This is a genomic window from Sinorhizobium sp. 7-81, assembly GCF_030124405.1.
In the GTDB taxonomy this organism is placed as follows: Bacteria; Pseudomonadota; Alphaproteobacteria; order Rhizobiales; family Rhizobiaceae; genus Sinorhizobium; species Sinorhizobium psoraleae.
On record NZ_JASKLT010000028.1, the window covers coordinates 1 to 15,667 of the forward strand.

The window sequence follows — 15,667 nt, forward strand, 5'->3', positions numbered from 1 at the left end:
CGATCGTGGTAACCTCAGGCACGGACGCCTCCCTCCAATGGTTGCAACACCGCCATTCTGGCACAGCGATGCCGTCGGGGGGCGTCCACCCCATCACCCAAAGCGGTCGCACGGGGAATTCCGGTGCTGGACCGAAGCGGTCATCAATGCTTGTGACGAATCAGCGGGCCCGCTAATTTCCGTAGCGCAGGCTTGGCCCACGCCTCCTCCCTCCATTCGGGGAAGTATCGCACATACGGGGTAACAACATCATCATCGAACCATCTGTTCGAGCGTCGCATAAGGAGGGATTGCGTTTCTGGCTCGGAATGGAGGTCCTTTGATGAAACTTTCTGCCCCCATCTTCCAATTGAAACGCCGAGCCAAGCTCATGGCTCGGAACAATAATGTTCCCCTGCACGAAGCACTGGATCAAATTGCGCGTGAGGAGGGGTTCGCAGGATGGAGCCTGCTGTCGTCCCAAGTCGCAGCGGCGTCACTGTCCAAATCAATTCTGGCTCGGCTGGATGAGGGTGATTTGCTGCTGGTGGCCGGTCGCCCCGGACATGGCAAGACCACGCTCGGCCTCCAGCTATTGCTCGACGCTGCCCGAGACGGCAGAAAGGCGGTATTCTTCACGCTGGAATTTACAGAACAGCAGGCGAGGAGGCACCTTCGGTCTTTGGAGGAGGGGTCTCACGGTTTTTGCAAGACGCTGGAAATCTTGACGTCCGATGAAATCAGCGCGGACTACATCATCCGCCATTTGTCGGGGTCGGCGCGCGGAACGGTTGCCGTTATCGACTATCTGCAGATACTGGATCAGGAGCGAAGCAAGCCGGCACTCTCGGAGCAAGTTCTCGCCCTTGGAGATTTCGCCAAAAAGACCGGCGTTATACTCGGGTTCATTTCGCAGGTAGATCGATCGTTTGATCCGGAAAGCAAGCGCCTGCCGGACATCAGGGACATTCGTCTCCCTAATCTCGTTGATCTGGGGCTCTTCAACAAAGCCTGCTTCCTGCACAACGGTGAGGCACAGCTTCAGGACGTGGCCTAATATGCTCCACTGCGGTGATGCCGAGAGGTATTGCGGCAGTCGATCTTGCAATGGCCGATGTTGGCGCTACTGCACTGAAGCGGAATCGATTCAGGGAGACATGGTAAACGTCCGGTGAGGCAGCTTCGCGCTGACGGCTCGCCTTTACTTTACCGAAACGGCTCGTGCGATAACTTGTAGTTTGATCGCGTCAAAACAGCCAACACCGGCGAATGCCCAGAACAACGAAACGGCTACTGGATAAACTCCGAGGGGTCGAAGCGCTCCGAGGTGACGGTCGCTCACCACCTCGGGGGATGCTGTCGAGATTCGGAAAGGGTATGGTGGCCTTTCTGCGGGATTATGTCCGTATTCTCGCGTATCATCTCTCCGTGGGGCCGTTTCCGCGCCTCAGTAAAATCATTGCTGCAATCGGTCTAGCGGCGTCTGGTCCCGGAGTCCTCTACAAGGTTATCGAGGCGATCATTGCCGGCGAAGTCCGCAATCGCGGGGCGGTCATTGCAACCGCAAAAGAAGAACCTTTCGAATTCTACACCATGACGCTCATTGTTGGCTCGGGGGCTGCCTTCGTTACCGCCTTGGGTGTTGCCGCCTTCCTGGTCCTGATATTGAAGGGCCGCCCATCGCGCAGCGAGTGATCTATTGCCGGCGCGACAGATACTATCGATCTTGATGCCGCATGTTCCACGGGAGCAGTTCTCCGATCCTGTTGATCGGATGGTCGGCGATGCGGGTGAGGACGTCGCTTCAGCCCCGTTCGGCGCAGCACCGACGTTTGCCGAATGCGATCCGGCGAGAACGCGCTTACGCGAATTTGAGGTCTCCCGACGCGGTGAATACCTGACGTTTCTTCCGCGAAAAAGTGGCGTATCTTGCGGCGACGGGCGACCAGATCGTTTCATTATTTCATTGAAACGGTGAAATGGCCTAACTCTTTGAAACGACGCGATTCCTGCGGAAAACCGTTGCACAGTTTTCCTGGAATTGGTTTGGGGGTACTACGATGATTCTGAAGGGAACCAATCTGTCCGACACGATACGCGGCTTCCTCAGCGACGACGAGATCTGGGGCTATGACGGCGACGATTATCTCGACGGCGGAGGGGGCAACGACATGATCTTCGCCGGCCTTGGCAACGACTACATCGTGGCGGGGGACGGCGACGACTATGCCGAGGGCGACGATGGCAATGACCGTTTTGAAGGCGGGCTGGGCAACGACACCCTCAAGGGCGGATTGGGAAACGACATCTTTGACGGCGGCGATGGCAGCGACACCCTCAATGGCGGCGACGGCCATGACCGGATCCACGGTGGTCGCGGACACGACAAGATCTTTGGCGGCGCAGGCGAAGAATATATCGACGGCGGCGATGGCGACGACATCATTTACGCTGGATCGGGCCATGACGGCTTCAATAATCGCGTAAATCCGGCAACCGGAAAGATCACACAGCAGGCGGTCGGAGGCGGCGCCGGTGATGACAGGATCTACGGCGAAGAGGGCGACGACGTTCTCAAGGGCCAGTCCGGCAATGACCAGGTCTATGGCGGCATCGGCAATGACATCGTTGATGGCGGCGATGGGAACAACTACCTGGACGGCGGCGACGGCCATGACATCCTGGACGCCGAAACCGGCATTGACGAGGCGCATGGCGGGTCCGGCAACGACAGGATCGAGCTCGGCGCCGGCAATGATCTGGCCTACGGCGATGACGGCGACGATGCGCTGTCGGGGGAAGCGGGAGACGACACCCTCCATGGCGGCATCGGCAACGACATCTTCTATGCCGGCGATGGCAACGACACCCTGCGCGGCGACGCCGGGAGGGACACTCTCATAGGAGAAGCGGGAAGCGATATCCTGTGGGGTGGCGCCGATGCCGACCGCTTCGTCTTCAAGGCAACCCCCGCGCTCATCGGTCAGGACACCGTCATGGATTTCCAGGATGGGGTCGACCTCCTGGTTATAGAGAAACTTGGAGTTACCCTGTATTCCAGCTCCGGCGCCAACGGAACCGTCCATGCCTATGATACCGCCGACGGCGACGTGCTCATAAGGGGCTACGACTCCGGCGGTCACGCTTTCTCCATCCTGATGGACGATCCCAACGGCAGTCTCAGCGCCGCCAACTTCTCGAGGAGCGATTTCCTGTTCGCTTGAATCGGCAGCCCGGATGACTTGGGTGGGAGTTTTCGCGCAGCGGCAGCTCCCGCGCATAGCACCGGGCATGCAGGCGCTGTCGTGTGGCCGCATCGGGGTCGATCTCTCACGTTCCCCGGAGGGCGCAAGAGGGGTGCTTTTCTGCCTTGCCTTGCCTGGCGAGGAACGCGAAAGAAGCGCCAAAGGCGGTCACGTCACGAATGCCCTACGATGTGTTCGACAAGGCGAGGTGCTTCCTCGACGATCGACAATATGATGCCTGACTTGCGGGTGGAGGCGAAATCCAACCCGGCGAAGTAGAGGCCTGGTAGGGCGGCTACGCCATCCTCGTGAACAGGCCGTCCCGCGGCATCGAGCGCACCTTGAAGTCTCAACCAACTGAAATCGCCCTTGAAGCCTGTGCACCACACGACACTCGTTATGCCGGACCGGGAGAGATCAAGCGAACCGATCGCGGGGTTTGGCCGACGTATCGTGACCGTCTCCGCCGGGTCGGGCTCCGCAACGGGTGCATCGATTCCAGCGCGGCTGATATATTCGTCGATATGGCGTTTGACGTTGTCGGAGGCTTCATCTGCAAAGCGAACATTCGCGTCGAGATCGTTGGCGAAGGAGAGGCGGCCGCCATCCTCGACGCCAGTCAATCGTCCAAGAAGCACGACATCTTGGGCGCTGAGCGCTTGAAGGCTTATCGTGTGCACCGGCCCTACCACACCACGAGGCGGGATGCGTCCCGCAAGTCGAATGACCTCCTCTCGTCGCACGTCGAGAAACCCGCATTCGAGGAGCCAGAGCATGATGTCGCGGCCCCGGTAGCGCCGTGGGAACCGTCCGACACGACTGGTGGCAAGGAAGACTGTTCGGCCTGCTTCCGCCAACTCCTCCGCGATCTGGGCACCCGATTGGCCACTGCCGACCACCAGCACCGCTCCGGCGGGGAGATCCGCAGCGCTGCGGTAGCCGGAAGCGTCGACCTGGCGAAGGGCAGGGGGTAATTGAGCGGCCCAAACCGGGCGCACCGGACAATTCAGGCTGCCGCTTGCGACGATCACATTCCGCGCCAAAAGCGTGCCGCGGGAGGTCGTCAGCCGATACGCGCCATTCTCGTGATTTTTGTGCGCGCGCGAAAGGTCAGTCACCGTCGTATCCGGTTCGATCGGGAGCGCGTTGCGCCTGGCGAAGTCCTCGAGGAGAGCGACGAACTGGTCGCGCGTCAGGGCACCAAACGGATCCGGGCCGTCATAGCGGTCGCCTGGCATGACGGTCTGCACGTTGGGGGTATTCATCCGAAATGAATCCCATCGCTGTGTGCGCCATGTCTCTCCGATGCGGCCTCGCTCCAATACGCTATGGCGCAGGCCCCGCCGCGCCAGCCAATAGCTGACACCCAGGCCGGCCCAGCCTGCCCCGATTACGACCGCATCAAGAGCATTGACGCTATCGGTCATTTGCTGCGGTGATTTCATGATCGACATCCCAGCGGAGCCGCCATCCCCCGCAGCATTAAGCCTTGTCCAAGGCAGTTAGTCCAGCGTGGCGGATCTCCGCCCGACTGTCAGAGCGCACTCCTCTGGGAGCGATTTCCGGAATTATGTAGCAAATGCCACAAGGAGGACACGCGCTACCTGGGTCTCCGCTGGCAACTCGCCGACGTCCTGCGGACCGTGGCCCCGCCGCACGACGTCAGCTAACCGTGCGGATACTGGCAAGAGGCCGCGGAGCGCATCGAGGATCAGGTGTGGACCCCAGACAGCAAGCCGGCGAACCCCGCCACATTCTGTAGCGCCGTTCGCGCGGTTTGCCCGCTTTGTGGCGTCTGTTACAACAATAAGAGAAATCAGCCAAAACTGGCGGGTTGTCGCGCATGTGGTTCTCGGGGTCCAGAAATGCAACGCACAATGACGATATTATATACACGATTCCTCTGTGTATTGTCCGCCCTTATGGTTACTTATATTATCGATGTCGGGATAGATTATTTTTTCACTCATTTTCAGTATATGATCGCTGGAGCGCTCGTAAGGGCCATACTATTGACCGTATTATGGGTTCTTATCTTTGCGTTGGTAAAAATATTTCACTACATGATACAGAAACCAATCGGCAGCAACCTATTCAAGGTGTTGTCGATTTCTGACATTATCTTTATTCACTCTTTTATAATTTTCATGTTCTTTTTCTATTATTTCGGATTCGGCGACACATCCAATGTGTCAATCGCCGACAGGGATGGAGAGCTGGTTCACAAGGGTGAGTTCACGTTGCTTGGGTTGCACAAAGCCGTGGCACATCTTGCTACCATGACCTTTTCTGCGATATTTCTGCATTTCATTTTCTTGGTGCATGCGCTGTGGGTCACTCGCGGTACGCGAGCGCCTGCTCGGACTATGCCTCGGTAAAGGGCATCCCCTGATCGACTCCCGCGGGGTCTCCTGGCAGTCGAGGGGCATGATTGCGAGTCCGGCACGAATATCCCGCTGAGCCCCGACGCCTTCCGAGGCGGCGTATCGGCATTTGTTCGCTGTCCCGAGGTAATCATGATTGACGCAGAGGAATGCGCCGGCCGCGAAGCCCTGGCTGCGAATGAATGCCTCGTCCCGGAAAGCGGTGGGTGGGAGTTTTCGCGCCGCCGCCGCTCTCGCGCACCGCACCGGACATGCAGGCGCTGTCGGCGAGTGGCCGCATCGGGCCGATCTTTCACGTTCCCGAGAGGGCGCAAGGGGGTGCGTTTCTGCCTTGCCTTGCCTGGTGAGGAACGCGAAAGAAGCGCCAAAAGCGGAAGATTGCGGCTGGCTGATCGATGGCCGCTCTCGACCTCATCTGAGACGTTCGACGGAGTGAGGTTTGACGACCGGAATGGGGCCGAGAGCAGCCGTCTATACTCGGCCCCGAAAGCACTTTCGGTGTGCGCGGCTGCGGTGCAAATGATAACGATCGCCAGCGGGCGCGCACGCCTGAGCCTCGCGCGCAGGCAAGTACATCAAACTATAGATCTGCCGCATTAAAGACCGCCACCACCCAATCGAGGAAAACCCGCACACGCGGCGACAGTTGGCGGTTCTGCGGATAGTAGGCGGCGAGCGGCAGAGGCGGCGGCGGCTGATCCGGCAGGATCTCGACAAGGGCGCCTCGCGCCAAATCCTCCCGGAAGCGATAGCGGGGCGCCTGAATCAGCCCGTAACCCATCCGTGCGAGATGATGCGCCGTCTCCGCCTCGTTGGCGGTCACGCGGCAGGGAAGTGTCACCTCCCTGACCCCCCCGGCGGTCTGAAACTCTAGCGGCATCACACGACCAGTACGCGACGACACAAAGCCGATCATCTGGTGTCGGTCGAGATCATCGATCGAAGCCGGCATCCCGTGACGCTCGAGATATTGGGGACTGGCGCAGGTCTGCTCCGGGATATCGGGGAGCCTGCGCATGATCAGGCCGCTGTCATCCGGTTCGCCCGCCCGGATGACGCAATCCACCCCCTCGCGTACCAGATCGACCAGCCTGTCGCCCTGGCCTATCTGCAACGTGATCTGTGGGTACGCTTCCAGGAAGTCCGGCAGGCGCGGCAGCAGGAAAGCCCGCGTCAGCGCGCCGTGCGCGTCGATGCGAAGCACCCCCGAGGGTTCACCGCCCCGCAAGGCGCGCTCCGCTTCGTCGATATCGGCGAGGATCGACAGGCACCGCCGGTAATAGGCTTCGCCATCCGACGTGGGCGCCACATGCCGGGTGGTTCGTTCCAACAGCCGGCTGCCGAGATCGCGCTCGAGTCGCCTGATCGCCTCGGTGGCCGTCGAACGCGGGATAACCAGATCGGCCGCCGCGGCCGTGAAGCTGCGACGGTCGATGACACGCACGAAAAGACGCATTGCATCGAGGCGATCCATGATTATTCGGGATAGCCGAATTTTGTTGCCCGGAAAAGGGTGATTATCCCGTCTCCAACTCTCCCTACCATCCTTGCCGAGCAACGGAGGTCAAGAAATGAGACTGAAAGACAAAACCGCGATCGTGACTGGCGCCGGCAAGGGCATCGGCGCGGCAATCGCGCGACGGTTGGCCCAAGAGGGCTGTGCCGTCACGGTGAACTATGCGCGCGATGAGGCCACTGCCCGTCAGGTCGTGCAGGACATCGAGCAGGCGGGCGGCAAGGCGGTCGCGGTGCAGGCTGACGTCGGCGATCCGACCGGCATGCCCGCGCTGTTCGATGCGGCTGAAGCCGCGTTCGGCCCGGTCGATCTACTGGTCAATAATGCAGGCATGATGCGGCTGTCACCCGTAGCGGACGCTACGGACGCGGACATCGAAGATCACTGCGCCATCAATCTTGGCGGCACGTTCCGCGGCATGCGCGAAGGCGTCAAGCGGCTGCGCGATGGCGGGCGGATCATCAGCGTGTCCTCAAGTGTGGTGGGCTTCTACCAGCCCGGTTACGGATTGTATGCCGCGACGAAAGCCGGGATCGAGGCGCTGACGCATGTGCTTGCCAAGGAGTTGGGCCCGCGCGGGATCACCGTGAACGCGATCGCGCCAGGCCCGGTCGAGACCGATTTTTTCATGCGCGGCAAGTCAGAGGAACTGGTCGCCAGCATCACGCGGATGATCCCGCTCGGCCGCCTCGGTCGTCCCGATGACATCGCCGACGCCGTCGCTTTCCTGGCCGGGCCGGAAAGCGGCTGGATCAACGGTCAAACCATCCGCGCCAATGGCGGCGCGGTCTAACGGCAACCCTCAAGTCCAAGGAACACACCATGCCTTTCGCGAACTACAAACTGCCCCAGGCCTCGCTTTCGACGGCGCAGAAGGAAGACCTGATCCACAAGACGACCGAACTCATGGTCGGCTATTTCGGGGAAATTGTGCGTCCGACCACGATGGTCCTGATCGAGGAAGTGCCCGATGGCGGATACGGACGTGCGGACGAGGTCTTCGTCATGCCGGAAGAGTACCGGGCCAAGGACTGACGCCGTTTCGATAGAGGGCTGCTGAACACAGGGAGACATGTGATGGAGACTGAAAAGGCAGCATACACAAACAGACGCGATTTGCTGAAGCTGACGGTCATAGCTGGACTGGCGGGAATGGTTTCGATCCCAGCAAGCGCTCAAGGGCAGGACATCTTGGAGCCGCCCGCGCGGCCCCTACCGACCGTGGACACACGTTTTCCGGCGGAGATGGCGCCAGGTGTCTTTCTTGTGCCCGACAAGCGCATCCCGCTCGTTCCGAATATCGGGATCATCGTCGGCACGGAAAGCGTGCTGGTGGTTGATTGCGGTCTTGGTATCGAGAGCGCCGAGAACGTCCTGCGCCTGGCGCGAGAACTCGCACCGGGACGCCGGATCATCCTGACGGTAACCCATGCCCATCCGGAACACGGCTTCGGTGCCCAAGTGTTCAGGAGCGACGCGCGCATCTACTACAACAGCGCGCAACGGGACTATTTTCAGCGCTCGGGTCAGACCTTGCTGGACGGCTTCAGAGCCGGCATTCTACCGGAAGGGCAGAAGCATCTGCTGGACGGGATCACACTGACGCCACCGCATGAGTCATACGACACCGCGGAGACCGTGATCAATCTCGGCGGCCGTGAGGTCCGGTTTCGGACCTGGGGCACCGCCCATTCTCCGGGGGATCAGATCCTCTTCCTGCCTCAGGAGCGCATCCTGTTCGCGGGAGACCTCCTCGAAGAGCGGATGTTTCCGATCGTCCCGTTCTTCCCGCCTATGATCGGTGTCGGCGACATTGACGTTGCAAATTGGGAAATCGCTCTCAACGATATGATACGGTTGCAGCCGCGCCTCATTGTGCCGGGTCATGGAAATCTCGGCGGCGCCGAGCTTCCTGAGGCAGTGCTTGGCTATTTCCAAACAGTGCGTAGAATGCTCGCCGAGACTGATCCCCAGACCGCCAATCTTCCGTTGCTCCTTCGCGCGCGTTATGCAACCTGGGAGAATCCCGAGTTCATTTCGCCAGCACTCCGATACTTTCAGCAGAGAGGCTAATCAGCAACTGCTGTAACAGGGAATATTGGCAGTTCGGGGCCGGTAGCGATCTGGCAGCCTCTGGTGCCCAAACAGCGATAGCCGCGGCCGTCAACCAGGTGGGGACCGAAGCCTCCGACCGACCAGGGCGGTCCTTTGATTGGTCGAACGTAAACGCCGGCTATAGCGCTAATGAGCTGCCATTGATCGGCCGCTGTCGGTTGTTAAAATGGTTGTGTCCCACGCGGAAGGCCGGCACGCTCCAGCATTTCAAGGAAGCGTGAATGATGCATATCCTTCACGTAGCGCGGCACGAAACCGGGGCAGACATTGCCCAGGTTGAGATGCGGAAGCTGTGACAGGCAATGATGAACGGCCCGGGAAGCTTCCTCATTGTTGCCCGTGGCGGCCGCGGCCGCAGCCCAGTAGAGTGCGCCGCGGACGAAGTCGGGCTTAGTCCTGACGACCCTGCGGGCCGCCTCGAGAGCCCGCCGATCGTTGCCGTCGGCAAACAGCGCCACGACCATGCTGTTGTGGCGCCAGAAGTCGATGACGTCGGGCGTTCCGAGCCGGATCGCCTCGCTGGCCTCGTGCAGCGCCTCGCTGACCTGGCCGCGCAGGGCGTAGAGTTCGGCGATGTCGCCGCGGGCGCTGGGATAGCTCGGGTTGAGGCTGATTGCGTGCCGGCATTCGACGATGGCTTCGTCGATCCGGCCTGCGGTTTCGAGCGCGAAGGACAGGATGACGCGCGCGATCTCGTCGTCCGGAACCGCCCGTACAGAGGCTTCCGCAAGGGCCAAAGCGCGCTCGACATGGTCAGGGTGCGACGGGAGCGCGCCCCAGGCCAGCGCCACCGTCATGGTGATGGAAAGCGTCCGCTTGGCGCGGGCATTGTCGGGCGCGATCGCCAGCGCCCGCTCGGCAAGTTCGATCGCACGCGGCAGGGAGTCGCGCGTCATCGCAAAATAGTTCACGAGAGATTCGTTGACGAGCCTGCGCACTTCCGGCGGGCCGGGCGGGCTCTTGTCGCGAACCTTCCAGAGCGTCAGTTGCAGTTCGAGGGTGACGGCCAGCACGATGGATTGCGCGATCCGGTCCTGAAATTCGAGCGCGTTCTCGGAGCGGCCGTCGAATCGCTGGGCCCAGACATTGTGGCCGCCGGCGGCGTCGGCGAGATGGACGTTAACCCGCAGATCGCGGCCAGATCTCTGGATGCTGCCGCCGAGCACGTAGCGCGCGCTCAGCTGCTCCGGACGCTGCGCGTCGTCGCCCGGAGCAGGCTTCTCCACGGCGCCGACATTGGAGACGACCACATAGTCCGCCACCTCCGAGAGGGCCGTGGTGATGTCCTGGACGAGCCCCTTGGCGAAATAGCCGTCACGCCGCTCCGCTGTCAGATTGACGAAATCGGCGACGCTGATGGAGGGCCGCCCCAGGCGCTGACCGGCCCGGACGACATTTGCCGACGTCTGTGAGACGGGATGCGACGCCCCATTGGCGGGCGACACCAGGGATTGCCACAGCGCGCGCATCTCCGGGCCGATCTGGACGCCAAATTCCGTCTTCAGCATGCTCCTGCACGTCTCAAACGTACGGATCGCCTTGTCGCGCTGGCCGCTCGCCGCCAGCAGTTCCATCTTCAGCCGATAGGACGCTTCCCGCGTCGGCTCCATTGTCAGCAGCCGGTCGGCCAGGACCAATCCCGCTTCCCCGTCGACGAGGCGCGCCAGCCTTTCGGTGGATTCGAGCGCGCGGTCCAGAAGCCGGCCGCGCTCGCCGGCCGCCCAGTGTTCGAACGGGTCGCTGCCCAGGTGGAGACCATCGAGGAAAGGGCCGCGATAGAGAGCCAGGGCCGTTCCCAGATCTTCGGGCGAGCGGGCAGCCAACCCGGCCTCGAAGTCCTCGACATCGACTTCGACGGCGCTCGCCTTGAGGCCGATCAGGTCCTGCCGCGACTGGATGACGTCCACGCCCGCTTTCAGAAGGTCCCGGCGCAGGATGCTGATCGTCTGCCTGAGGCTGTTGCGCGCGTGGTCCTCGTCGCTGTCGCTCCAGAGCAGGTCGGCCAGTCTCTCCCTTGGCGCCGCCATCCCCGCGCAGCGGGCGAGGTAGGCCAAGAGGGCCGGACCCCTCTTGCCGGTCAGCTGGATGTGATCGTGTCGCTCGTTCTTGACCAGGAAGGCGCCGAGCAAGGAAATTCTGACGCTGGCAACGCCGTCACCAGTGGTCATCATTGGCACCGGTGCGTACTGGGCCCCTTCATGACGCGATTGTAACGCAGAAATACCGCGGCGCAAGCTGGGCCACCCAAGCATGCAAGCGCTGTCATCACGGCTGATCATGTAAGCGGAGGAATGGTCGTCCACGACGGACCAGCGGGGGATCAATAAATGGGAAGACTATTCTTGGGATTGCCAGCGGCGCTGGCCGCTTTGGTGTTGTGGGGGCTTCAGGCGCAGGCCGCCGACGTCGATGCCGCCGTCGTATTCGCGGTCGATTTCTCGTCCTCGATCGATCCTGACACCGCCGACCTGCAGCGCGAAGGACATGCTGCGGCACTCACGTCTCCCGAGGTTGCTGCGGCGATCGCCCGCAACTATGTCGGATGCATCGGCGTGGCCTATTTCGAATGGGCCAGTTCCGGGCGCACAAGGCTGGTGCTGCCCTGGACGAGGATCTGCGGCCCCGAAGACGCCGAAGCGGCCGCCCGGATCATCAGGGAGAAAGGCGATACCGGCTATGGCCGCCGGGGCAGAGGCGGGACATCCGTTTCTTCGGCCATCGGCGTCGGAAGCCTGCTTCTTGACCAGTTCCCAGGGAATGCCGCCAAGAAGATCATCGACATCTCCGGCAACGGCGAGAACAATGACGGGCTTCCCGTACAGCCGATCAGACTGGAGGCAATTGCCAAGGGATATACGATCAACGCGATCGTTATCACGGCAAAGGATGAGGTTCCTGTCTACCGGCTGGCATCCTATTTTTCCGACGACGTCATTGGCGGGCCGGAGGCCTTCGTGATGACGCCGACCGATCCAGGCGACTACGCCGCTGCGCTCCGCCGCAAACTGGTAACCGAAGTGAGCTTGAACGTTCACTCGCCATATCCGCCGGAAGCGCGATCGGCTGCGAAAGGGCCGAGGGCGACAGGAGTTGAATGAAGCCAGGCGAGTAGGGAAGTAGGGAGTGGCGCATGCGCAAAGCCGTGACGCGGCGCGGCAAGAACCGCGCCGCGGAGAACTGGGAGCGGAAGCGCCAATTGCGGAAGTTTGCGGCTGGCTGATCGATGGCCGCTCTCGACCCGACCCAGTCGTGGCCGCCATCCTTCAACTTCTCTGGAAGCGGACATCGGACGCGGTCGTCGGAAAGTCACGAGTGCGAACTGGCGGCACCCGCGGCATGCGTGCCGAATAGCTCATCCTGATCCAAAACTCGAACGTTGTCTTCTGCGTGCGCCTCCGACTGTTTGACCTGGATCGCGCTCTGAAATAGGTTTCCCGGCGCGGGCAAGCTGCATCCGGACTCGCGGGAAGGGCATAGCCCACTTGCATTGAAAGCTTGATACCTCTCCAGCCTTTGTGCTGCCGAGTTGCGAGTCGTCGGCTTCAGATGCACGGAGGTTTTCATGAAATCGCTCCCCAGCCGACCCGACATCGATCACCTGAAGCGTCAGGCGAAAGACCTGCTGGCAGACTTCAGGCGCGCCGCGCCGGAGGCCGTCGCACGCTTCCGCAACGCCTTGCCCCTTGCAATGGGCCGCGATCCCGCCGCGATAGGCGGATTGAAGTTGCGCCTGCACGACGCGCAGTCCTGCATCGCCCGCGAATACGGCTTTGAATCGTGGGCCGATCTCAGATCCTATGTCGATGCCAGCCGGGCGAATGATAGCGATCTTGCCGCTTTGGCGGCGGCATTTTGTGGTTTGGTTTATGCGGGGGACATGGCCGGCGGCACCAATGGCGCCAGGCCAGGCGCTGCGGCACGGCTTCTGGCAGACCATCCGGACTTGCCCAAGCGGGATGCCTGGGTTGCCTGCGCCGCCGGAGACGTGGAGACGGTCCGCCGCCAGATCGGGGCGGACCCGTCCTGGCTCGACCGGATCGGCGGCCCGCTCGATCTCACCCCGCTTGTCGCCGCGACCCATTCGAGCCTGCTCCGCGCCCCTGAGTATACGGACCATCTGCACAAGGTGGTCGATCTGCTGCTCGAGGCCGGCGCCGATCCGAACCGGTCCGTGAGCAGGCGCTGGGGGTCTTCGGCCGGCGCGTCGCCTCGGGAGTGGCAGGCCTCGGCGCTCCACGGCGCGGCCGGCGTGAACCACGATCCCGACCTCACGCGACGGCTTCTGGCGGCGGGCGCCGATCCGAACGATGGGGAGTCCCTCTATCACTCTCTGGATAAGCCTGTCTGCACGCCTATCCTGATCGAAGCCGGAGCCGTCGTCAGCGGCACGAACGCGCTCTATCGATGCCTCGACTTCGACGATCTCGACACGCTCAGGCTGCTTCTGTCGCATGCCGCCGGCGCCGACGATCTGAAGGATGGCCGGCTGGTTCTCTGGGCGATCCGGCGTCGTCGCTCGCCCGCCCATATCGAGGCGCTGCTCGAAGCGGGCGCCGATCCCATGGTCAGAACGCGGGACGGCGTTGGTGCCTACACCCAGGCGCTGCGATACGGCCTGCCGGAGGTGGCCGCCGTGCTCGAAAGGGCAGGCGTCGCCGCCGACATTGACGACGAGGACCTTTTCGTGGCCGCCTGCGCCGGCGACGATGCCGAGGCGGCCGGGCGCATCAAGGCCCGGAGGCCCGATCTTCCGGCTGCTCTCGGCGAAGCCCGGCTGCGGATGCTTCCGGAACTCGCCGCAGCCGGCTGTTCCGGGCCTGTCCGCCTGATGGCCGACCTTGGTTGGCCAATCTCGGTTCGCGGCGGCGATTGGAGCGCGAGCGCCCTGAATCACGCCGTGTTCCGCGGCGACGCCGGGCTGGCGCGTCACCTGCTTGCGCGAGGCGCGTCTTGGACCGAGGAACACGGCCACGGCGACAATGTGTGCGGTACGTTGGGCTGGGCCTCGTGGAACCGGCCTGTCGAGGACGGCGATTGGGTGGCTTGCGCCGAGGCGCTTGTCGAGCACGGTATGCCGGGCGCTCAGCGGGATCCCGAGTATCCGGAATGCGTCGTCGTCGCCGCCAAGCGCAGGCGGTTCTCCGAGGATGTGACAGCCTGCCTTCTGGAGAGAGGCTCGGAGCCCTCGAGCTAGCTGCATTCAGACATGCCCGCCACGGGCTCAATCGGGACATCGACTTTTGGACGGATGCGGACCGTGGCATCCTGAGGTGCCAGGTCCGCTTCGGGCCAGCACCGGAATTCCCTGTGCAATCGACGCATGGCAGCATTGGGCCGATCTTTCACGTTCCCCAGTGGGCGCAAGAGGGGTGTTTTTCTGCGTTGCCTTGCCTTGCCTGGTGAGAAACGCCAAAGAAGCGCCAATTGCGGAAGTTTGCGGCTGGCTGATCGATGGCCGCTCTCGACTCCGTTGCCGCCGTTGGTGTCCTGTGCAACGAATGGCTCGATTGAGCCCATTGCGGACATGCCGTCACGTAGGGAGGGACAACGCCGCGCGGGCTCCCTCGACTTCATTCCGCATGACACATTCCTCCGCATGGTCGTTGACCAGGCCCATCGCCTGCATGAAGGCATAGACGGTGGTCGGCCCGACGAATTTCCAGCCGCGCTTGCGCAGTTCCTTCGACAGGGCCTCGGAAGCGGGGGACGTCGAGCGGCTTTGCGGCCGGGCGCCATCGTCGGTCGGCTCGAATCGCCAGAGGAATGCGGCAAGCGAGCCTTCGGCATCGGTCAGTTCGCAGGCGCGGCGGGCATTGTTGATGACCGCCTCGATCTTGCCGCGATGACGCACGATGCCGCTATCCGCCAGCAGTCGCGTCACGTCTCCTTCATCGAACCGCGCCACCTTGCGAAAATCGAACCCGGCGAACGCGGCGCGGAAATTCTCGCGCTTGGCAAGGATGGTGCGCCAGCTCAGGCCAGACTGAAAGCTCTCGAGGCAGAGCTTCTCGAAAAGCCTGATGTCGTCCACGACCGGGAAGCCCCACTCGCGGTCGTGGTAGTCGAAGAGCTCGGGCGCGGCGGCGCACCAGCGGCAGCGTGGCCGGCCGTCTCGACCGGGAACGGTCGCGTTCATGCCGCTGCCTTCACGAAGTCGAGGGCAGGGACGGTGCGCTTGGGGTCGATCTCGTAGGTCTCGGCGGTCACGATACCCTGCACGACGAAGGGATCGGCAGCGATGCGCGCATCATGCGCCGCCCGGCTTTCGCCATGGGCGAGGATCGCGCCCCCGGCGGCAGGCTGGAGTGAGCCGACGCAGAGGAACGCGCCGGCCGCGAAGCCCTGGGCGATCCAGTCATTGTGCGCGGCCATGAACTCCGGCGCAGCGGCCCGGTTCTCGGCGAATCTCAGGATGGTGACGAACATTG

General features: G+C 62.3%; 14 protein-coding genes and 1 pseudogene. 9 read left to right on the forward strand and 6 right to left on the reverse strand.

All coding sequences use genetic code 11. The features are described from left to right. The first annotated feature begins 322 nt into the window (after positions 1–322). Both QN224_RS32010 and QN224_RS32015 read left to right on the forward strand, forming a co-directional pair. Positions 323–1,036, forward strand: coding sequence for a DNA helicase (locus QN224_RS32010; protein WP_283979951.1), 714 nt, complete (start codon positions 323–325; stop codon positions 1,034–1,036). Between the two features lie 320 nt (positions 1,037–1,356). Further along, a complete protein-coding gene (locus QN224_RS32015; RefSeq protein WP_283979952.1) occupies positions 1,357–1,674 on the forward strand; it encodes a hypothetical protein in 318 nt (105 codons plus the stop codon). 22 nt (positions 1,675–1,696) lie between these two features. On the opposite strand, the pseudogene QN224_RS34190 reads toward QN224_RS32015, so the two are convergent. Further along, a pseudogene (locus QN224_RS34190) lies at positions 1,697–1,777 on the reverse strand (hypothetical protein); the annotation flags it as partial. A 262-nt stretch (positions 1,778–2,039) separates the two neighbouring features. On the opposite strand from QN224_RS34190, the gene QN224_RS32020 reads away from it, so the two are divergent. Next, complete coding sequence (locus QN224_RS32020; RefSeq protein ID WP_283979953.1) at positions 2,040–3,203, forward strand: calcium-binding protein; 1,164 nt, start codon at positions 2,040–2,042, stop codon at positions 3,201–3,203. 194 nt (positions 3,204–3,397) lie between these two features. Here QN224_RS32020 and QN224_RS32025 read toward each other — a convergent pair whose 3' ends face one another. After that, entirely contained in the window at positions 3,398–4,678 is a 1,281-nt protein-coding gene (locus QN224_RS32025; RefSeq protein ID WP_283979954.1) for an NAD(P)/FAD-dependent oxidoreductase, read from the reverse strand. Positions 4,679–5,814: 1,136 nt separating this feature from the next. Here QN224_RS32025 and QN224_RS32030 point away from each other — a divergent pair. Then, the gene (locus tag QN224_RS32030; RefSeq protein WP_283979955.1) at positions 5,815–5,955 is read left to right on the forward strand and encodes a hypothetical protein; all 141 of its coding nucleotides are present in this window, start codon (positions 5,815–5,817) and stop codon (positions 5,953–5,955) included. Positions 5,956–6,188: 233 nt separating this feature from the next. On the opposite strand, the gene QN224_RS32035 is transcribed toward QN224_RS32030, so the two are convergent. Continuing rightward, positions 6,189–7,082: a LysR family transcriptional regulator gene (locus QN224_RS32035; RefSeq protein WP_283979956.1), complete on the reverse strand. Its 894-nt coding sequence runs from the start codon at positions 7,080–7,082 to the stop codon at positions 6,189–6,191. A 97-nt stretch (positions 7,083–7,179) separates the two neighbouring features. Between QN224_RS32035 and QN224_RS32040 the strand changes: the two genes are divergently transcribed. From QN224_RS32040 to QN224_RS32050, 3 genes are read left to right on the forward strand one after another with little or no spacing between them, the layout of a single operon-like run. After that, a complete protein-coding gene (locus tag QN224_RS32040; RefSeq protein WP_269282935.1) occupies positions 7,180–7,917 on the forward strand; it encodes an SDR family oxidoreductase in 738 nt (245 codons plus the stop codon). Between the two features lie 29 nt (positions 7,918–7,946). Further along, a complete protein-coding gene (locus QN224_RS32045) occupies positions 7,947–8,159 on the forward strand; it encodes a 4-oxalocrotonate tautomerase family protein (RefSeq protein WP_157019946.1) in 213 nt (70 codons plus the stop codon). 42 nt (positions 8,160–8,201) lie between these two features. Further along, positions 8,202–9,197 (forward strand): MBL fold metallo-hydrolase, encoded by a 996-nt coding sequence (locus tag QN224_RS32050; protein WP_283979957.1) that lies wholly within the window; start codon positions 8,202–8,204, stop codon positions 9,195–9,197. A 203-nt stretch (positions 9,198–9,400) separates the two neighbouring features. Here the strand turns inward: QN224_RS32050 and QN224_RS32055 are convergent, their stop codons facing one another. Further along, positions 9,401–11,407 (reverse strand): BTAD domain-containing putative transcriptional regulator, encoded by a 2,007-nt coding sequence (locus tag QN224_RS32055; RefSeq protein WP_283979958.1) that lies wholly within the window; start codon positions 11,405–11,407, stop codon positions 9,401–9,403. 159 nt (positions 11,408–11,566) lie between these two features. Here QN224_RS32055 and QN224_RS32060 point away from each other — a divergent pair, with 159 nt between their 5' ends. Both QN224_RS32060 and QN224_RS32065 read left to right on the forward strand, forming a co-directional pair. Further along, on the forward strand, positions 11,567–12,337 hold the full coding sequence (locus QN224_RS32060) for a DUF1194 domain-containing protein (protein WP_283979959.1): 771 nt from the start codon (positions 11,567–11,569) through the stop codon (positions 12,335–12,337). Between the two features lie 464 nt (positions 12,338–12,801). Continuing rightward, positions 12,802–14,433, forward strand: a complete 1,632-nt coding sequence (locus QN224_RS32065) for a hypothetical protein (RefSeq protein WP_283979960.1) — start codon at positions 12,802–12,804, stop codon at positions 14,431–14,433. Between the two features lie 336 nt (positions 14,434–14,769). On the opposite strand, the gene QN224_RS32070 is transcribed toward QN224_RS32065, so the two are convergent. Then, on the reverse strand, positions 14,770–15,375 hold the full coding sequence (locus tag QN224_RS32070; protein ID WP_283979961.1) for a DNA-3-methyladenine glycosylase I: 606 nt from the start codon (positions 15,373–15,375) through the stop codon (positions 14,770–14,772). Then, positions 15,372–15,665 carry a YciI family protein gene (locus QN224_RS32075; RefSeq protein ID WP_173514588.1) on the reverse strand — a complete coding sequence of 98 codons (294 nt, stop codon included), beginning with the start codon at positions 15,663–15,665 and terminating at the stop codon, positions 15,372–15,374. Before QN224_RS32075 ends, QN224_RS32070 begins: the two co-directional genes overlap by 4 nt. Between the last annotated feature and the right edge of the window lie 2 nt (positions 15,666–15,667).